The organism is Terribacillus sp. AE2B 122 (assembly GCF_902497585.1).
Taxonomy (GTDB): Bacteria; Bacillota; Bacilli; order Bacillales; family Amphibacillaceae; genus Terribacillus; species Terribacillus saccharophilus_A.
The window spans coordinates 237,095-256,585 of sequence record NZ_LR700947.1 but is presented as its reverse complement, the minus strand read 5'-3'; the positions used below and the strand labels follow the sequence as shown (position 1 = coordinate 256,585).

Sequence of the window (19,491 nt, the reverse complement as noted above, 5' to 3'; positions counted from 1 at the left end):
TCAATTGTAAGCGCTTTATAATAACTTGTGGAGGGTGAAACATGAAACGAGCAAAAACAACGTGGCTAATTCTTGCTGTTCTGCTGCTTAGCATAGGTGTGCTGATGGTTGTCGCTCCGGCTACAGATGCTGCTGGCCATGAGACGAGAAAGCTGACGATGGGACATATTCATAATCCGAATAGTCCTGTATATGCCAGTCTGGAGGAATTCAGCGGCGAGTTGGAGCAGCGTACAGAAGGTGTATTGACGACAGATATATACACAGAAGGCGGACTTGGTGACGAACGGGTAATGTTGGAGCTTGTCCAGAATGGAGTAGTCGATATGGCCAAAGTGAATGGCGGTGTGCTTGAGAGTTTCTACTCTGATTTCTCCGTTTTCAGTTTGCCTTATGTATTCGAAGATGAAGAGCATTTTAAACGAGTTATGGTGTCCGATATTGTAAAAGACCTTTATGAAGAACTGGAGACGATTGGTCTGCATGGTATCGCTTATTACGATGCAGGTGCAAGGAGCTTTTATACAGCAGACACGCCAATTGAAAAGCCAGAGGACTTGCATGGACTGAAGATTCGTACGATGACGAATACAACATCAATCCGTACGATGGAACTGCTTGGAGCTTCCCCGACGCCGCTGCCTGCGCCGGAAGTATATACAGGACTGCAGCAAGGTGTCATTGATGGGGCGGAAAGCAGTCCGATTGCTCTTACCGATGCGAACCATGGCGAGGTAGCCAAATACTTTTCTTACGATGAACATACGCGAATTCCGGATTTTCTAATTATGAGTGAGAAGACATGGGGCAGTCTGAGTCCGGAGCAACAGCAGGCAGTCGAGGAATCAGCAGCAATCTCCTCGGAAAACCATAATGCGCGTTGGGACCAGCTGATTGAAGAGAGCATTAAGCAAGCAGAAGGTGAGATGGATGTTACCTTCAATGAGCTTGATCAGGAGCCTTTCAAGGAACTGGTACAGCCGCTGATCGAAGAAAGGCGAGAAGACCCGGAAGTGGCTGAAGTGCTGGATGACATCGCAGCGTTACAGTAAATGAAGAGGAGCTGAACAAGGTGGAAAAAGTACGATATTGGATGGATAGATGTATTTTGCTAGTGACTTGTACGCTAACCGTCTTCTTGGTCGCAGGTGCAATATGGCAGGTCTTCACTCGTTTTGTCCTGCAAAATCCGAGCGTGTTCACAGAAGAGGTACTGCGATTTTCCTTCATCTGGGTAGGGCTGCTTGGAGCCAGTTATGCTTTCGGGGTGAAAGAACATATTGCGCTGACGTTCTTGATGTCAAAATGGAAACATGCAAAGGATAAAAAAGCAGCCGAGATTATTATTGAAGTGACGGTACTAGTGTTCATGGTAATGGTCTTTATTGTTGGCGGAACACAGCTGATGCTTGCTTCCATGACACAGACTTCACCAGTCCTCGGTCTGCCGATGGGATATGTATATGCTGCGCTGCCATTGTCTGGCTTGCTGAGTGTCTATTATATAGTCACGAATCGACTCATGGCACGCAATGAAGCTGCTAGAGGGAGGGATGCAGCATGACAAGTATCGTTTTTGCAGGGATCGTTCTGTTCGCGCTTTTCTTCCTGCTCATTTTCTTCGGTGTTCCAATCGCCATCAGTATTGGCTTGTCAACTTTGATTGCAGGAATGATGCTGCTGCCTTTTGATGAAATCTTGATTGTTGTCTCGCAGCAGTTCGTTACCGGGATTGACAGCTTCGTGCTGCTGTCGCTGATTTTCTTCACATTAGCAGGCAGTATCATGAATACAGGTGGAATCGCGCAGCGGCTGATCAACTTTGCAAAGCTACTGGCGGGGCGACTGCCAGGCTCCTTGGCTCACACAAATGTTATTGGTAACACATTGTTCGGAGCCTTGTCCGGCTCTGCTATAGCTTCTGCAGCAACCATGGGTAAAATCATGTCTCCCTTACAGAAAAAAGAGGGATACGACCCTACATACTCGGCAGCTGTAAATGTCGCATCTGCCCCGGCAGGATTAATTATCCCTCCAAGTGGCACCCCGATCATTTATTCAGTCCTTAGTGGGGGTACCTCAATCGGGGCTTTGTTCATTGCGGGTTACCTGCCTGGTATACTTATGGCAGTTTTGATCATGATTACAGCTTATATCATCGCGAAACGCAAAGGTTATGCGGTTTCTGAACCAATTCGCTTTACTCAGGCAGCTAAAGTGATATTAGATGCAATTCCTAGTCTTTTGCTTATTGTCGTTGTTATCGGAGGAATATCACTCGGTGTGTTCACAGCAACGGAAGGAGCGGCTGTCGCCATTCTCTATGCAGTGGTACTATGTTTGTTGTATCGAAGCTTAAAGTGGAAGGATGTACCTGTAATACTTCGAGATACAGTCATTTTTTCAGGCGTCATCTTATTGCTTATTGGTGCTTCCTCAGCAATGTCTTGGATACTATCTTATTCCAAACTGCCACAGCTAGTTAGTTCAGGGATACTCCAACTCAGTGATAGTCCGATGATTTTAATACTAATTATGGTGCTTTTGCTGTTGCTTGTCGGTACATTCATGGATATTGCGCCAGCTTTGCTTATCTTTACGCCGATACTCCTGCCGATTGCTTTAGAGATAGGTGTTCACCCTGTCCATTTCGGAATGATTATGTCCATGGGTCTTGCAATTGGCACAATTACACCGCCAGTTGGAACAGTGCTCTTTATAGGGGCTAAAGTAGGGAACGTTACAATTGAACAAGTTACCAAACCGCTCTTGCTCTTCTATATCCCAGTCATTCTTGCTTTTCTAGCTGTTGCCTATATCCCAGCTCTTAGTTTGTGGCTGCCAGAACTTATGGGTGTACTGGATAAATAAAAAAGGCCTTCTTCTGAGAAGGCCTTTTTATTAGTTGCCTAGAAGCAGCTAAATGCCGCAACTCGTCTGAGGTCGATGCCAAAATACTGCCAGCGGAACTGCTGTGGGCGCCAACGGAAGCCGGCAATGGAAGTGCGACCGACAAATACTGGATAGTACCAGAAGCGCTGCCCGTTTTCAAGCTGCATGTAAGTGTATCGGAAAAGACAGAAACGGATTCCACCCGGATCTACAGCAAAGGTAGAAGGGCCACCTGCGCCTACTGACTGCAGCTGTGGAATTTGAGATGGAGGAGGTCCAGGAGGTCCGAATTGCCCCTGCTGTCCGCCGCTTCCTGGAGGAGGTCCGCCTGGAAAGCCGCCCTGCCCGCCCCCAAATCCAGGACCACCGAAACCGGGACCGCCTGAGCCAGGTCCACCGGGGCCACCAGGACCGCCAAAACCAGGTCCGCCTGGAAATTGAATTTGTCGTTGCTGTTCTTGTTTATCATCATTTTCGTTATACATCATCATTCTCCCTTCTTGCTTCTCCTTCATCGTATGTAGGCATCTGTGCAAGGGTAGCTTGCCTATCCTATTTTTCTGGTTTCTCATATACATAGCTTGGGTATAGCTCTTAAAACAGGAGAGGAAGACGATTATGGCCGATAAACAAGAAGCCAAACGAAAAGCAAGGGAGACTAAGGAAGAATCAAAACCATGGATTCGAAGATTCGGACGAATCGGGTATATGTCTCAGGGAATCGTCTATGCCCTCATCGGTGTTCTGGCACTCTTAGCTGCGCTTCATGTGGGAGGAGATACAACCGACACAGGCGGTATGCTGCAAAAATTGGCAGCTATGCCCTTCGGAAATATTTTGTTATGGCTGATTGGAATAGGATTAATTGGGTATGTATGCTGGGATGCAATACTTGCCATCAAGGATCCGAACAATGAAGGAAACGGGGCAAAAGGAATTATTGTTCGCATAGGCTTTGGCGTCAGTACGGTCATATATGCCAGTATTGCATTTAATGCGCTTCGTTTTGCTGCCACGAATCAAGGAAGTGGTGGAGGGAGCGAGCAATCCCTAACAGCAAAGCTTCTTACATATCCCTTTGGACAATGGCTGGTTGCAGCTGTTGGGCTTATTATTATCGGGTACGGTATCTTTGAATTTTTCAGTGGGGTGTCGGGAAGTTTTATGAACCGATTCAAGACAGGAGAAATGAATAAGCACGAAAAACGGGCTGCCCGCCATGCGGGCCGTATCGGTCTGATTAGCAGAGGTATTGTGTTTGGCATAGTGGGATTCTTTTTTGTCATGACTGCTATTCAATCCGATCCGGATGAAGCTAAGGGGCTGGATGGTGCACTCTCAGAAGTGTCACAGCAGCCATTCGGACGCTGGCTTCTTGCAATTGTAGCTGTTGGTTTCATTCTGTTCGGAGTATACAGTGTCATCCGCGGTCGCTATGAAAGTATGAGCTTTGGGAAGAACGCATAAGAATATTAATATTTCTCTGAAATAGGGGAAAGCTACGTAAGCAGAAGAGTGACACGGCTTTTATTATGTCTATTTTCGAATATATAATAGGAAATGAAAAAAATCATTAACGTGTGTGAAATAACTTTTGACAAGTTCTCCAAGTAGGAGTAAAGTTGTAGGTGGATATTTTGAGCAAATTGTGAACGTACAGTTGTGAACAAATTCACAACAAAGTATAATGTTTACGTATAAATATAATGCATTACCATAGCAAAGGAGAATACGTTATGTCAGAAACAAACGAAAGTGTTAGCCAGAGCCAACAAGACCTAGCTGCACAATTGCTAAAACCTGAAGTACAAGAATCATTGACTTCTTTAATTGAACAGCTTCCAAAAATCAATGAACTTGTGAACGCTTTGACTGCTTCTTACGACTTCGCGCAAGCTGTAGCTACAGACGATGTGTTGAAATCCGATACAGTAGGTGCTATTACTGAAGTGCTACACCCAGTCACAGACTCAGTGAAATCAGTTGCTCAAACTGCAATTGAAGCAAAAGACCGCGCAGAAGCAAGCAACGAAACAATCGGTTTGTTCGGTTTGCTTCGTCTGATGAAGGATCCACAAGCACAGAAGATGTTCCGTTTTGTTCAGAGCTATCTGGAAGTTGCGAACGAAAAAGAAAAACAAAAACAAAAATAAGAGCTTAAGGTAAGGACGGAGGATTAAGTATGGCAAAGAATATCGTTATTTTAGGCGCCGGTTATGGCGGAGTCTTAGCCGCTCAAAACGTACGTAAGTATTACACTAAAGCGCAAGCGAATGTAACGCTTATCAATAAAACACCTACACACCAAATCATCACTGAGCTTCACCGTCTTGCAGCAGGCAGCATTTCCGAGCAAGCAGTGGCAATGCCTGTAGAGAAGCTTTTGAAAGGTTTGGATGTAGACTTCAAAGTAGCAACAGTAGAAGGCTTTAATGTCGACAAGAAAGAAGTTGTTCTTGCAGGCGGAAATACGCTTTCTTACGATGCTTTGGTAGTAGGTCTTGGAAGTAAGACTGCTTACTTCGGTATCCCTGGATTGGAAGAAAACAGCCTTGTATTGAAATCAGCAGATGATGCAAACAAAGTATTCAACCAAATCCAAGATAAAATTAAAGCATATGCAGCTTCTAAAAACCCTGCAGATGCAACAATCCTTATCGGTGGTGGCGGCCTGACTGGTGTTGAACTAGTCGGCGAAATCGCGGACAAGCTCGCTTCTTACTGCTTGCCTCACGGTGTAGATCCAAAAGAAATCAAGCTTCAACTCGTTGAAGCTGGTCCAAAGGTTCTTCCAATGCTTCCACAGCATCTAATCGATCGTGCGCAATCCAGCTTGGAAAAACGCGGCGTAGAGTTCTTGCTTGGCTTGCCTGTAACGAACGTGGAAGGCAATGTCGTGGAATTAAAAGATGGTCAGAAAATCGAAACAAATACATTTGTTTGGACAGGTGGCGTACAAGCGCTTCCAATGGTAGCTGAATCCGGATTGGAAACAGATCGCGGCCGTGCGACTGTAAACAACTTCCTTCAGTCTAAGAGCCACCAAGATGTATTTGTTGTCGGTGACAGTGCTGTATACTTCGGTGAAGATGGTCGTCCTTGGCCTCCAACAGCACAAATCGCTTGGCAGATGGGCGAACTAGTAGGTTACAACCTATTCGCTTATCTTGAAGGCAAAACAATGGAAAACTTCAGCCCGATCAACTCCGGTACACTTGCAAGCCTTGGCCGCAAGGACGCTGTAGCATTCATCGGTGCTAACCAAACACCATTGAAAGGTCTTCCAGCTACAATGATGAAAGAAGCAAGTAACATCCGCTACTTGACTCACGTAAAAGGACTATTCAGCTTAGCTTACTAAGCAGAACGAAAGCACCTCCCCGTTGGAGGTGCTTTTTTTGTATGTTACGAAATGTCTAAGATACTGAACATTTCTCTTATTTTTCCAGTTATAATGGAAGTCTAGGAGGAGAGATCATGCTTTTTTTCATTCGTTTATGGAAGAGCGTTACAGGGTTTAATTTTCTTGCAATAGCTTTAGCATCCGTCCTTGTCGTGCTGGTAGGAACCATCGGTATTCATCTAATAGAAAGAAATAATTTTTCATCATTGTTCGATGGATTTTGGTGGACGATGACGACTGTAACTACAGTTGGTTATGGGGATTTTTATCCGGAAACGATACCTGGAAGGCTGCTAGGAATCTTTCTGTTCCTGTTTGGTATCGGTGTAATCGGTTTATTGATCGGGAAGATCGTGGACGGTGCCTCAGCATATAAGCGCATGCAAAGGGAGGGGAAATTGATGATCAAAAAGAAGGGGCATTATATTTACATCGGCTGGTCAAAAAAGGTTAGAAGATCTATCGAGGAAGTGCTGGCAAGTGAAAAAGATGCCTATATTGTCATTGTAGATGATACGAAAGAGCATCCATTTGATCACGAACAAGTTGCGTTTGTACAAGGAGACCCTTCAGATGAAGCAACTTTGATTTACGCGAATCTTCTGGAAGCAGCACGCGTTGCTGTATTCTCTGATCCTGAATTGGAATCTACACTACTAGCAGATGCCAAGACACTCTTGATAGCTTCAGCGGTCGAAGGGCTTTCCAAGAAAGAAAATACCAATATACATACTGTTGTAGAAATCAATAATGAAACACATATACCTAAATTTGAGCATATATCCATTGATGATTTTATTCTATCCAATGATTCTGTTTCCCTTCTGATGGCGAAGGCTGTAATGGCACCGGGAACATCCAATCTGTTCCGTCAGCTGTTGAGCAAACAATATGGAACAAATATTTATGAGATACAACCGGAATCTACTTGGAAAACTTATCAAGATGCGCAAGAAGCGCTGACAAAAGAGGGCATAGTCTTGCTTTGTATCAATCAAGACATGAACTATCTCAAAGAAAGGGAGACTTCCCTTCGGACCGGAGATCGACTGTATATCATAGCAAGTGATGAAGCTTACGAAAAAATTTCAACAAGTATTGTGCAGTAGCCTTCTACATGATATTATAGAAAAAATTTACAAGCGATGAAGCGGAACAGTATAGCATGTAAACTCCTTCTACAGAGAATCCCTGCGATGGTGAAAAGGGTGAAGGAGCCAAGCTGGAACAAACCGCAGAGCTGTTTGCCGGATGAAGATGATGGCAGGCCGGGAGTGCCCGTTAGCGCACAAGGGTCTACGCAGCAATGCGTGTACTTTTTGAGCCTGGCTGGGTGACCTGCTGGGGAAACTAGGGTGGCACCGCGACGGTATCTCGCCCCTAAGATGACAATCTTGGGGGTGGGATTTTTTTATTTGCTTCACTTCAAACAGAGAGGGGAATGAAGGTGAAGAAATACCGTATTCGTGCTATCGGAATGCTTATCGGAATTGCATGTGCATCCTGTGGGGATTGGCTGTATTTGATTGCTTTGAATTTGAAGGTATATGAGCAGGCAGATCAAGCTGCAGCAGCTGTTGCAATTCTCTATATGGTTAAGCCGGCAGCTGGGCTGCTGATGAACAGCTGGGCGGGCAGTATTATTGATCGGCTGGATAATCGGAAGCTGATGATTCTATTGTACGCTATAAGGATTTTCGGTATAGCCGGGATGATCATCGCCACTTCCCTATGGCAAATTTATGTGCTTGTTTTCTTCGTAGCAGCTGCAGGCGCCATCTTTGAGCCTGCAAGTTTGCCGTATATCACTGGGTTAATCCATAAGCGGCACTGGCAGAAATTCAATTCCTATCGTGCCATTGCGGATGGCAGCGGCTTTGTATTAGGTCCGGCGGCTGCAGGGATTTTAGTTGGTGCAGGATCTGTTGAGATTGCATTGGGCGCTAATATAGTATTGTTACTGGCAGCAGTTATTATTTGCATCGCTTTGCCATCTGTAAAAGTTGTCTTGGAACAAAGTTCGGAGGAAAAATGGCTGAAAATCTGGAGAGAAGACTGGCGTCTTGTTACAGCTTTCAGTAAAAAGTTTGTCATGCTGACTCTTTTGCTTCTGGTGTTCAGCTGCATCACTGTTATGACTGCAGCTGTTGATTCCATGGAAGTTGCTTTCTCTACAGAGGCGATTGGTTTATCAAAACCTGCTTATGGATTGCTTGTAAGTATTGCTGGAGTTGGCTTTGTTTCAGGTTCTTTACTGTTGACTATCGTAAATCGCCATTTTCGTTCCATTCAGCTGCTTGCTTATGGGGCAGCTGGTGGAGCCTTAGGGTATGTGCTGTTTGCTTTTTCTCAAAACTTTCTCTCAGCAAGTGCAGGTGTATTCATCTTATCCGGTGCGCTGGCTTTTGCAAACGCTGGATATGTAACATATATGCAGGAGCATATTCCAGTTGAGCAAATGGGTCGTATGCTTAGTATGTATCAATCAATAGAAGCGATTCTAATTATCGGGATGACAGCAGTTTTGGCTGGAATAAATCAGCTGACGAATGTAGCAGCAGCAGTTCAGACTGGGTGTCTGATTATGCTGTCGCTGACGGTCCTATTAGTCATAATCAGCAAAAGAACATTAGTAGAGAAGAAGCCTGATATCCTTTAGGGTATCAGGCTTCTTCTTATGCGCGTTTTGGGCATAGGTGTGCTATTCTGCAGTGACGACCAAAAATATAAAAATGAATCGATTTTGTTTTTTGAGTATTTGAAGATACTATAAAATCAGACCGCTAACAGCACCGATTATTACAATAATCCAGGCAGGAACTTTCCAAAAAGCCAGCAGGCTGTAAAAAACAGCAGCAAGTGCAATGTCAATGGCTGAGTGGATGGTCGATGACCAAATAGGGATGAAGAATGCACTGATTAATATTCCTACAACTGCCGCATTAATTCCGGCAAAAGCCTTGCGGAAACTGCTATTTTTCTGCAGGCTTGTCCAGAATGGCAGAGCTCCCATTATGAGCAGAAATGCTGGCAGGAATATAGCAGCAGTTGCCAGTAAACCACCTTGCCAGCCGTAAAGCATGGTTCCGAGATAAGCTGCAAATGTGAATAATGGTCCAGGGACTGCCTGGGCAGCTCCGTATCCTGCAAGAAAGTCTTGCTGACTGATCAAACCGGTTGGGACAAATTCGCGCTCCAAAAGCGGAAGGACAACATGACCTCCACCGAATACAAGCGAGCCGGCGCGGTAGAAGCTGTCCGCCATAGCGAGAAGCGGTGTATCTGTTATAGCGCGCAGCATAGGCAGACCAGCTAATAAAAGGAAAAACAGACTTAAGCAGATAGCGCCGGACTTTTTGCCGATAGAAATGGTTAAATGACCGGATTCTTTATCGTTCTGATTCGGGTGCAGCAGAAAATATCCTGCGCCTGCTGCCAGTAATATAGCTAGCAACTGTGCCAATTGATGTGGCCATAAAAGCGTGAGTACTAGAGCGCCTAATGCAATTCCCTTCGTTATAGGATTTGCTGTGAGCTTCTGACTCATTCCAAGTACAGCATGGGCTACAACGGCAACAGCTACAAGCTTCAATCCCTGGATCCAGCCAGCATCGGCAAGATTCATTTGTCCAAGGAATTGAGCGAATAAGATGAGTAGAAGGACTGAAGGCAGTGTAAACCCGATAAATGAGATGATTCCTCCGAGTATACCGCCTCTTAAGATACCGATACTGATACCGACTTGACTGCTGGCGGGGCCTGGTAGAAACTGACTTAATGCTACCAGATTGGCATACGCCTGTTCATCGAGCCATCTCTTATTGCGTACATACGTCTGCTGGAAGTAACCGAGATGGGCAATAGGTCCGCCGAAGGAAGTACAGCCTAATCGGAGGGAAATAAGAAATATTTCGAGAAGAGCTGATAATTTCTTTTGACTATTTGTCATATTCAGTGCTCCTTTCCATATATTAATCGTTGGTGGAGGGTGAAACGGGTTATAAAAATTCATTTGTACTATAACATCTCCTTTACTTTAGCGTTTCGAAATTTACATAAACTTTACAAACTAAATTGCAAATCACATTCTTGACATAGAGAACAAAAAAAATTATTATTATCTAGACCAATCGTTATAATTTAAGGGGTGCAAGGTTGTATGGGGCAGTGAAAAAAAAGGAAAGCACAAAAGAACTCATCTTACGTACCGCTTCGGAGCTTTTCCAGCGTCAGGGTTATCATGGCACAGGCTTGAATCAGATTATTGAGGAAAGTGGTGCTCCTAAAGGTTCGCTGTACTATCATTTTCCGAATGGGAAAGAAGAGATTGCAGTAGAAGCAATTAAGCTGATGAAAAAGCATCTCCTCGAAGGAGCCGCAAAGGATCTGGAAGAGAAGGATACTGCAGCAGAGGCTTTTCAGTATCATATCCATAAGATTGCTTCTGATTTTGAAAAAAAACATCAAATGGAAGGTGTTCAAATCGGATTGATTGCGTCTGAAACTGCGGCAACACACGAATCGTTGCGAAACAGCTGCCAGCATGCCTATGCGGATTGGCAGGCATTATACGCAAATCGATTGGTTGCTTTTGGCTATGAAAAGGAAATGGCGAATGATCTAGCCGTTACGATAAATGCCTTGATAGAAGGGGCAGTGACCCTGGCTCTGACAAGTGCATCGGGAAGCCCGCTATATAGTGTGGCGAGACAGCTTCCGTCATTACTTAAACAATAATTCACATTGGAGGAGAAAGTTTTGCAAATGGATAGTAATAATACTGCTTCAACAGCAGTGAATAACAGTGAAATCAAAGCTATGCCAATCATCATCTCATTCTTGATTGCTGGTTTTGTCGGTCTGTTCAGTGAGACAGCGCTGAATATTGCGCTACAGAATATTATTAATGGATTTGGTATCTCGGCATCTTCAGCTCAATGGCTGACTACGGGCTATCTATTGACACTTGGTGTGCTCGTGCCGGTTTCTGGTTTAATTATGCAGTGGTTCACGACACGTCAGCTATTTTTAACATCCTTGGTCTTCTCAATTATCGGTACTATCATTGCTGCCGCTGCACCATCATTTGCTGTGCTGTTAATCGCACGTATTGTGCAGGCAGTCGGAACTGCGCTATTGCTGCCGCTTATGTTCAATACAATTTTGAACATCATCCCGCCGCATCGACGCGGTAAAGCAATGGGATTGATCGGGCTAGTTATTATGTTCGCACCTGCAGTAGGTCCGACAATCTCAGGATTGATCATCGATAAAATGACTTGGCATTGGATCTTCTGGTTCTCCTTGCCGTTGCTTTTAGTTGCGCTTGTTTTCGGTGCATTCTTCATGCAAAACGTAACACAATTAACGAAGCCGAAAATCGATATACTATCTATTATCTTATCGACTATCGGTTTCGGCGGAGTTGTTTATGGCTTCAGTCATGCTGGTGAAGGCGGCGGTTGGGGTGACCCAATCGTAATCGTTGCTATTACAGCTGGTGTCTTGAGTCTTATCTTATTCTCTGTTCGTCAGGTTAAGATGGATCAGCCGATGATGAATTTGAATGCATTTAAGTATCCAATGTTCGTATTAGGCTTGGTACTGATTTTAGTAAGTATGATGGTTATGCTTTCTTCCATGATCTTGCTGCCATTGTACCTGCAAACATCTCTAGCTCTTACTCCGCTGGTTGCTGGTCTGACAATGCTTCCTGGCGGTGTTATCAATGGTTTGCTTTCCCCTGTCATGGGTGGACTATTTGATAAATTCGGACCGAGATTCCTTGTCACTCCTGGTCTTATCATTGTCACTTTGGTTATGTTCGGGTTCTCTACCATTTCTCTAGACACGTCTACTGGCTTCATCGTTGGATTGCATATTGCTTTGATGATTGGTATCTCAATGATCATGATGCCAGCGCAGACAAATGGTTTGAACCAGCTGCCTCCTAGTCTGTACCCAGATGGAACAGCTATCATGAATACATTGCAACAAGTTGCTGGTGCAATTGGTACTGCTGTAGCAATCTCTATCATGACAGCTGGACAGAAGAGCTTCATGGAAGACGCAGCCAATCCGCAAGATCCAGCTACAATGATTCAAGCATTCACTGAAGGTGTCCAAAGCTCGTTTATCTTTGGTATCATTGTTGCTATTGTCGGTGTGGTTATCAGCTTCTTCATCCGACGAGTGAAAGTGGATCATCAAGCAAATTAATTAAAATCCTGCCGTATATTCGGCAGGATTTTTTTTGTGTGGAAAATTAAGGTATGATAAGTAGGTAAACAGAGATTGGGGGTAATGTGTTTGCTTACAGTTGAACAATTAAAAGAAATAAAAGCACTTCAGCAAGTAGTAGAAAGAAACGACAGTATAGAGTTGAAGTTGAATTGGGATATGCTCGAGAACAGAAGTGAAGAGGAGCAGACCGATTTTTTATCATATGACTCGGGCCAGCTTGTCGGATTTCTTGGATTATATAGTTTTGGAAGCAAGATTGAGGTATGCGGAATGGTGCATCCAGAATACCGCCGAAAAGGCATCTTCAGCAGGTTATTCCAGAGCAGTCATCCTGCCATGGAAAAAGCTCGGTACATACTGCTGAATGTTCCAGCAAACAGTAAATTAGGCAAGCTATGGTTAGATTCGATAACTTGTACATATGAAGAATCAGAGTACATGATGAAATGGGAGGGAAAAGTACTTCCTGATTTGGATGGATCAATCTATTTGCGACCTTCACGTAAAGAAGATATCGAAATGAAGATGAAATTGGATGTCGCCTGCTTCAATTTCAAAGCGGAGGAAGCAAAAATGTATAATCACCGTTTGGAAAAGGATGGATTTCAGAAGGGATTTTTCATGATTGAGGTGGAAGGTAAAACAGTCGGGAAAATCCGTATCCATCATGATAAAGAACGAAGTGAAATATATGGCTTTGCTGTACTGCCAGAATTCCAAGGAAAAGGTTATGGAAGAAAGGCTCTGCAGGAAGCTGTGCGGATGGAAGTTCAGCGGGGGCAATCAGTCTATTTGGATGTCCAGTCTGAGAATGAAAAGGCATTGTCTTTATATACGTCGACCGGATTTATAAAGGAGAGCCAGCAGGATTATTATCTTTATTCTATATAAAAAGGCCGCCTTAAGGGCGGCCTTACTTTTATCTCTGCAACAGACGATTAATGCTCACCATTTCGACGCACAAGCATAGTACATCGATGGCTTTTTTCAGTTCTGCAGTCGGCGGCAGTGTTGGGGCAATACGGATGTTCCGGTCATATGGATCTTTGCCGTAAGGGTAGGTTGCACCTGCGCCAGTCAAGGTTACACCGGCCTTCTTGGCAAGCTCCACGACATCCTTAGCGCAGCCTTCCATAGTGTTCAAGCTGATGAAGTAGCCGCCTTTCGGATTCGTCCAATCGGCAATGCCTTTACCACCCAGCTTCTCTGCCAAGATTGTAAGGACAGTCTGGAATTTTGGCGCAATGATTCCGGCGTGCTTTTTCATATGGGCAGAGAGTGTTTCTTTATCTTTCAAAAACGCTACGTGGCGCATCTGATTCAGCTTATCCGACCCAATTGATTGAACAGATAGATGCTTTTTATAGAAAGTAATATTCTTTTCGCTTGAAGCAAGAGCAGCAACACCAGAGCCTGGGAAAGTCACCTTGGAAGTAGAAGTGAATTCCATGACACGATCTGGATTCCCCGCAGCTGCCACAGCACGCATGATATTTTTAAGTTCATCTGGCTCTTCTGTAAGATGATGCACGATATATGCATTATCCCAGAAAATGCGAAAATCATCTGCAGCCGTCTGCATGCCAGCAAGACGATTAACAACAGCATCGGAGTATGTAAAACCATCCGGATTGCTGTATTTAGGTACACACCAAATGCCTTTGATTTGCGGATCCGCTGCAACGAGCTTTTCCACTTCCTCCATGTCAGGACCTTCAGGTGTCATTGCAACAGGGATCATCTCTATTCCTAATGCTTCGCAAATTGTGAAATGACGGTCATAGCCAGGGCTAGGGCAGAGGAATTTCACGTTGTCTTGCTTAATCCATGGTGTTGCTTCCTCTGATACACCATGAAGCAGGAATTGAACGATAGAATCATGCATCAAAGTCAAGCTGCTGTTTCCGCCGACGATTACTTGTTTCGGTTCAACGTCTAGGATAGAAGCGAAAAATGCCTTTGCTTCAGGAATACCGTCCAATACTCCATAATTTCGGGCATCCGTTCCATTTTCCGTTTTTACTGTGCTGCTTGATGTAATAATATCGAGCATCGGCTGGGAAAGATCAAGCTGCTCGGTACATGGTTTCCCGCGAGACATATCCAGCTGCAGCTGCTGACCGGCGATCGCCTCGTATGCATCTTGCAGCGTATTGTATTTCTGTTGTAACGCTTCATTCGAAAGATCTTGATAATTAGCCATGGTTGCCGCCTCCGTTGCTTATTTTTCAAAGATTATCTTAACACGAAAAGAGTGGAATTCCTAACGTGTTCGAATTATTCTATTAATATTACAAAGAAAGGAATGGGGGGTTAGGAAATGGGAAATGTTTTTACAAGAATCGGAGAAATGATAAGTGATTATCCGTTATTCGCAGCGGAATGGGAAGAACGCGCTCAGGAGATTCTTCCAGCTGGTCCCTTTGGATTTTTGCAAAGCGGAGCTGGAGATGAACTGACACTCGGACAGAATCGAGAAGCATTCAGTGAGTACGACATCCTGCCGCGAGTATTGCGGGATGTCTCGAATGTAGATACTTCTATCAAGCTGTTTGGACAGGAGCAAAGTATGCCTGTGATGCTGGCACCGGTAGGGTTCCAAGGAATCTTTCATTCACAGATGGAGATTGGCAGTGTGAAAGCTGCAGCAGCTGCTGGTATTCCGTTTGTTGCAAGCACTGTTACATCTGCTTCCTTGGAAGAGATTGCTATGGCGGCACCTGAAGCGGTGAAATGGTTCCAATTGTATTGGTCTAAAAACCGTGATTTAACTGCCAGCATGGCGAAACGAGCAGAGGAAGCGGGCTATAAGGCAATCGTAGTAACAGTCGATACAGGACTGCTAGGCTGGCGGAAACGTGATTACCGGAATGGATATTCGCCGCTGAAGCTGTTAAAAGGAGCAGCTAATTACATAAACGACCCTGTTTTTCAGGAACTGGTACCAGAGCTTACAGAAGAGCATGTAAGGGAAGCGATACTGGAGAATATTCATCATCCGAATCTTACATGGGATGATTTGTTATTCCTGCGGGAACAGACAAGCTTGCCGATTGTTGTGAAAGGTATTTTGCACCCAACAGATGCTAAGCAGGCAATCGAATTAGGAATGGATGCTATCGTTGTATCCAACCATGGCGGAAGACAACTGGATAGTGCCATTGCTTCTTTGCGTGCATTGCCCGCTATTGCGAAAACAGTAAATGGAGCAGTGCCGGTATTAATGGATGGCGGTGTGCGGAGTGGAGCAGATGTATTCAAGGCAATTGCTCTGGGAGCGGACAGCGTCTTGATTGGCCGGCCTTATGTATATGGACTCGCAGCTGGCGGACAAGCTGGGGTAAGCCGGGTGATCGAGGATCTGCGAACAGAGCTACGATTGACCTATGCATTGTCAGGAGTATCATGCACGAAGAACATTGATGCAGCTTATCTAGTCAAGAGGTAGGGAATAGTAATTTTAGAGGTGAAACTATGCGGACACAAACACATACAAAGAAAAAACGGACGAAGGCAACCATTGCAACCGTCCTGCAATACGTATTAAATGTAGCCTTAATTCTTTTGGCTATCGCCATTACCATATTGTTAGTGAAGGAATTGATTGATATTATCACCAACTCCTTGTTCAATGAAGGCAATACGTCGCGACTGGAATTCTTGAATAATATCCTCGTATTTTTCCTTTATTTTGAGTTTATTGCTATGATCGTAAAGTATTTTCAGGAGGATTATCACTTTCCAATCCGTTATTTTCTTTATATCGGTATCACGGCATTGATTCGTCTGATAGTCGTCTACCATGAGAGTGCGCTGAATACATTGTTTTTCTGTGGTGCAGTTCTCCTGCTTGTCATTTGTTATTTCATCATGAATAGAGCTAACGAAAGATCAAAGAAGGAAGACTTCTGAAAAGAGAAGCATACTGCTTTAAGAGCTGGTATGCTTCTCTTTTTTCGGAAAAAGGGTATAGCTGAAGCTGATAATAAAATCAATACCGAGAATAATCGACCAGATGCGCAGGACGCTGGTGAGTGCTTCTGTCCGAAGTGGCGCATTGATCCAGTAGATGACGGCGAGCAATAAACCAGCACCTATAATGTATGCGAGCAAGTGCTGCAGCCAGCCTTTCACTTCTTTCATGGCATGTTCTTTCCCATAGAGTTTCTGTGGCTTCTCACCTTGTTTCGCGACAAAATAAGCAAAGCGCTGATCGGCCCAGCGTATCATCGATTTCCCATATGCCAGGCTGACACCGATATAAATGGCGGCAATGGCGTGTGCTGCAGTCGCTGTTGCTCCGCGGGCAAGGTCAAAGCCTGTAGCTAAGAGCAGTATCAAATCAATCAGTGGAGTTGCTCCAAGCAGGACCATACCTACTTTTGGAAGCTTGAACACATAGCGTGCGATCAAACCGGCTGCTATAAATACCCAAAAACCAACTTCACACAGAATAATTAAGACAATGATGCTGTTCATTTTTCATCTCCTTTTATAGTACAGTTGTATTATTATGCTAACACGCAAGTCTTTGTGATACAAGTGTATTAAATAAATTGATTTCAAATCAGCTTTTTGCTACAGTAAAGCTATGCCAAAAAAAATAGATCATGCAGCAAGAAAGCAAGATATAGCCAAAGCAACTTGGAAGGTTATCATGGATGGCGGGATGGAGGCAGCCTCTGTCCGAAACATTGCCAAAGAAGCCAATTTATCACTTGGTGCACTTCGTCATTATTTCACGACGCAGGAAGAACTGCTTTACTATGCGATGGAACTTGTTAAAACTCGCTGTGAAGCCAGGATCATGCAAGTTATTCAACAGGTTCTGCCGCCAAAGCAGCTTGTGACAAAGGTTTTGTTGGAGCTTATTCCAATCGATAAGGAAACAATGGCGGAGATGCAAGTATGGTTTTTGTTCACCCTGCATTTCAAATACAAACAAGGTGATGCTTTCCGCCAAACAGATGGTATCCGGGAGACTGTGCAGCGTTTGTTGGTATTCCTTTCAGACAGTGGGTACTTGAAAGAGGGGAAGGATCTGCTGAAGGAAACGGAAAAATTATATGCCCTCATTGATGGATTGGCGTTCCACCGTTTCATTGATTCTGAGAATTTTTCCGGCGAGTATGCGGCAGAAATCCTAACCGAATATGTGGATGATTTATGCCGGGAAGAAAAGAGGAGCAATTGATGCTCCTCTTTTTTTAGTTAAAAAAGAGTATGTAATTAACCAAAATTTATAGGTTTGCTTTTTGAGTGGGAGTAAATCGGATAATAAAAATGACATACTAATCTTATATGTTATATACTTAGAAACCTTGATATTATGGAAAAAATTTAATTATTTTTTTTGAGCAAAATGATTCCATTATAAAAATGTTAGTAGTAGAATGAGTGTCAGAAACTTTTTTAAGTTTTTTAATTAAATAAACTAACTGTAACACGAGGAGGAAAAAGTAGTGGAGTCAACATTAACAGCGCAACGTTATTACGTGAATGGCGAATGGAAAGAAAGCACCACAGGAAATGTCGTAGAAATCATGTCACCGTACAAAGAGGGTGTCGTTGGTACTGTACAAGCCTTGTCTCAGGAAGAGGCAGCAGCAGCAATTCAATCTGCGAAGCAAGTACAGAAAGAATGGGCAAAGGTTCCTTTGCAGGAAAAAGCAGATCTGCTTTATAAATGGGCGGATGAACTTCTTGCTATGCAGGATGAACTTGCACAAACAATGATGCTTGAAGTTGGTAAGAGCCTGAAGGATGCCAAAAGTGAAGTGCAGCGGACTTATGACTATATCCGTTATACTGCGCAAGAAGCATTGCACACCAATGGCGAGAGCATGAGAGGCGACCGTTTCCCAGGTGGATCCAGCTCCAAGGTTGGAATTGTGGACAGAGTACCTTTAGGTGTCATCCTGGCAATTTCGCCATTCAACTATCCAGTAAACTTGTCAGCATCAAAACTGGCTCCAGCACTTATTTCCGGTAATACGGTCATCTTCAAGCCTGCAACGCAAGGCGCTTTAAGCGGTATCAAGATGATGGAGGCGTTCGACCGAGCTGGCTTCCCGGCAGGTGTCGTCAATATTGTAACTGGCCGCGGTTCTGTCATCGGTGACTTCCTTGTGGAGCATAAAGATATTAGCATGGTTTCCTTCACTGGAGGAACTAAAACAGGTGAGAACTTGGCAAAAGTCGCTGGCATGAAGCCTGTCGTTCTTGAGCTTGGTGGTAAGGATCCTGGTATCGTCCGCGAAGATGCGGATCTTGATAAAGCTGTGAAGAATATCATCAGCGGAGCTTATTCTTATTCAGGTCAGCGCTGTACAGCAATCAAACGTGTACTTGTCCATGATAATGTGGCAAATGATCTGGTTGCAAGATTACAGGCTGAAGTGGAGAAGCTGGCTGTTGGTTCTCCGGAAGACGGTAATACAGTTGTTCCATTAATTGATAGTAAATCAGCAGATGGCGTGCAAGCGTTAATCGATGATGCTTTGGAAAAAGGCGCAACACTTATTGCAGGTAACAAACGTGAAGGCAATTTGATTCATCCGACATTGCTTGATCATGTAACCGAAGATATGGATGTTGCATGGGTAGAACCATTCGGTCCGGTACTGCCTGTCATCCGTGTTGGATCTGATGAGGAAGCTATCGAGATAGCCAATAAATCCGAGTACGGCTTGCAAGCGAGCATTTTCACTCGTGATGTAGATAAAGCCTTCTATATTGCGAACGAATTGGAAACAGGTGCTGTCCAAATCAATGGACGCACAGAGCGTGGCCCTGACCACTTCCCGTTCCTTGGAGTAAAAGGTTCTGGTATGGGAACACAAGGTATTGCGAACAGCATCCTTTCCATGACAAGAGAAAAATTGACTGTATTGAACTTGGATAAATAAAATAAAAAAAGAGGAATCCCGCGGGATTCCTCTTTTTTTATTTTT

General features: G+C 44.2%; 19 protein-coding genes and 1 other annotated feature. Of the genes, 15 read left to right on the top strand and 4 right to left on the bottom strand.

What is annotated here, in order from left to right; genetic code table 11:
* The first annotated feature begins 41 nt into the window (after positions 1-41).
* From AE2B122_RS15295 to AE2B122_RS15285, 3 genes are read left to right on the top strand one after another with little or no spacing between them, the layout of a single operon-like run.
* Positions 42-1,052 carry a TRAP transporter substrate-binding protein gene (locus tag AE2B122_RS15295; protein WP_175074604.1) on the top strand — a complete coding sequence of 337 codons (1,011 nt, stop codon included), beginning with the start codon at positions 42-44 and terminating at the stop codon, positions 1,050-1,052.
* Positions 1,053-1,072: 20 nt separating this feature from the next.
* Positions 1,073-1,564, top strand: a complete 492-nt coding sequence (locus AE2B122_RS15290) for a TRAP transporter small permease (RefSeq protein WP_175074603.1) — start codon at positions 1,073-1,075, stop codon at positions 1,562-1,564.
* Positions 1,561-2,871 (top strand): TRAP transporter large permease, encoded by a 1,311-nt coding sequence (locus AE2B122_RS15285; RefSeq protein WP_095220546.1) that lies wholly within the window; start codon positions 1,561-1,563, stop codon positions 2,869-2,871. The genes AE2B122_RS15290 and AE2B122_RS15285 overlap by 4 nt, the downstream gene beginning before the upstream one ends.
* Before the next feature lie 38 nt (positions 2,872-2,909).
* Here AE2B122_RS15285 and AE2B122_RS15280 read toward each other — a convergent pair whose 3' ends face one another.
* Positions 2,910-3,380: a collagen-like protein gene (locus AE2B122_RS15280; protein ID WP_371809661.1), complete on the bottom strand. Its 471-nt coding sequence runs from the start codon at positions 3,378-3,380 to the stop codon at positions 2,910-2,912.
* A gap of 130 nt (positions 3,381-3,510) precedes the next feature.
* On the opposite strand from AE2B122_RS15280, the gene AE2B122_RS15275 reads away from it, so the two are divergent.
* The 5 genes from AE2B122_RS15275 (at position 3,511) to AE2B122_RS15255 (ending at position 8,954) form a co-directional block, all read left to right on the top strand.
* The gene (locus tag AE2B122_RS15275) at positions 3,511-4,359 is read left to right on the top strand and encodes a DUF1206 domain-containing protein (protein ID WP_095220547.1); all 849 of its coding nucleotides are present in this window, start codon (positions 3,511-3,513) and stop codon (positions 4,357-4,359) included.
* 269 nt (positions 4,360-4,628) lie between these two features.
* Positions 4,629-5,045 (top strand): DUF1641 domain-containing protein, encoded by a 417-nt coding sequence (locus tag AE2B122_RS15270; RefSeq protein WP_038557686.1) that lies wholly within the window; start codon positions 4,629-4,631, stop codon positions 5,043-5,045.
* A gap of 29 nt (positions 5,046-5,074) precedes the next feature.
* A complete protein-coding gene (locus AE2B122_RS15265; protein ID WP_095220548.1) occupies positions 5,075-6,253 on the top strand; it encodes an NAD(P)/FAD-dependent oxidoreductase in 1,179 nt (392 codons plus the stop codon).
* A 116-nt stretch (positions 6,254-6,369) separates the two neighbouring features.
* On the top strand, positions 6,370-7,404 hold the full coding sequence (locus AE2B122_RS15260) for an ion channel (RefSeq protein WP_175074602.1): 1,035 nt from the start codon (positions 6,370-6,372) through the stop codon (positions 7,402-7,404).
* Positions 7,405-7,431: 27 nt separating this feature from the next.
* Positions 7,432-7,680, top strand: a binding site (T-box leader).
* 62 nt (positions 7,681-7,742) lie between these two features.
* Positions 7,743-8,954: an MFS transporter gene (locus AE2B122_RS15255; RefSeq protein WP_175074601.1), complete on the top strand. Its 1,212-nt coding sequence runs from the start codon at positions 7,743-7,745 to the stop codon at positions 8,952-8,954.
* A gap of 108 nt (positions 8,955-9,062) precedes the next feature.
* On the opposite strand, the gene chrA is transcribed toward AE2B122_RS15255, so the two are convergent.
* Positions 9,063-10,250 carry a chromate efflux transporter gene (gene chrA / locus AE2B122_RS15250; RefSeq protein WP_371809664.1) on the bottom strand — a complete coding sequence of 396 codons (1,188 nt, stop codon included), beginning with the start codon at positions 10,248-10,250 and terminating at the stop codon, positions 9,063-9,065.
* 212 nt (positions 10,251-10,462) lie between these two features.
* Here chrA and AE2B122_RS15245 point away from each other — a divergent pair, with 212 nt between their 5' ends.
* From AE2B122_RS15245 to AE2B122_RS15235, 3 genes are all read left to right on the top strand, one after another.
* Positions 10,463-11,032 (top strand): TetR/AcrR family transcriptional regulator, encoded by a 570-nt coding sequence (locus AE2B122_RS15245; RefSeq protein ID WP_175074599.1) that lies wholly within the window; start codon positions 10,463-10,465, stop codon positions 11,030-11,032.
* Positions 11,033-11,059: 27 nt separating this feature from the next.
* A complete protein-coding gene (locus tag AE2B122_RS15240) occupies positions 11,060-12,514 on the top strand; it encodes a DHA2 family efflux MFS transporter permease subunit (RefSeq protein ID WP_175074598.1) in 1,455 nt (484 codons plus the stop codon).
* 90 nt (positions 12,515-12,604) lie between these two features.
* Entirely contained in the window at positions 12,605-13,429 is an 825-nt protein-coding gene (locus tag AE2B122_RS15235) for a GNAT family N-acetyltransferase (RefSeq protein ID WP_175074597.1), read from the top strand.
* 28 nt (positions 13,430-13,457) lie between these two features.
* Here AE2B122_RS15235 and AE2B122_RS15230 read toward each other — a convergent pair whose 3' ends face one another.
* A complete protein-coding gene (locus AE2B122_RS15230) occupies positions 13,458-14,741 on the bottom strand; it encodes an aminotransferase class I/II-fold pyridoxal phosphate-dependent enzyme (protein ID WP_175074596.1) in 1,284 nt (427 codons plus the stop codon).
* A 117-nt stretch (positions 14,742-14,858) separates the two neighbouring features.
* Here AE2B122_RS15230 and AE2B122_RS15225 point away from each other — a divergent pair, with 117 nt between their 5' ends.
* Positions 14,859-15,986, top strand: a complete 1,128-nt coding sequence (locus tag AE2B122_RS15225) for an alpha-hydroxy acid oxidase (protein WP_175074595.1) — start codon at positions 14,859-14,861, stop codon at positions 15,984-15,986.
* 26 nt (positions 15,987-16,012) lie between these two features.
* Positions 16,013-16,450 (top strand): phosphate-starvation-inducible protein PsiE, encoded by a 438-nt coding sequence (gene psiE, locus AE2B122_RS15220; RefSeq protein ID WP_175074594.1) that lies wholly within the window; start codon positions 16,013-16,015, stop codon positions 16,448-16,450.
* Positions 16,451-16,468: 18 nt separating this feature from the next.
* Here psiE and AE2B122_RS15215 read toward each other — a convergent pair whose 3' ends face one another.
* A complete protein-coding gene (locus tag AE2B122_RS15215) occupies positions 16,469-17,017 on the bottom strand; it encodes a 2TM domain-containing protein (protein WP_175074593.1) in 549 nt (182 codons plus the stop codon).
* Positions 17,018-17,129: 112 nt separating this feature from the next.
* On the opposite strand from AE2B122_RS15215, the gene AE2B122_RS15210 reads away from it, so the two are divergent.
* Together AE2B122_RS15210 and AE2B122_RS15205 are read left to right on the top strand one after the other, a co-directional pair.
* Entirely contained in the window at positions 17,130-17,732 is a 603-nt protein-coding gene (locus tag AE2B122_RS15210; protein WP_095220558.1) for a TetR/AcrR family transcriptional regulator, read from the top strand.
* Positions 17,733-18,000: 268 nt separating this feature from the next.
* Positions 18,001-19,446, top strand: a complete 1,446-nt coding sequence (locus tag AE2B122_RS15205) for an NADP-dependent glyceraldehyde-3-phosphate dehydrogenase (RefSeq protein WP_245840424.1) — start codon at positions 18,001-18,003, stop codon at positions 19,444-19,446.
* Positions 19,447-19,491 lie beyond the last annotated feature (45 nt).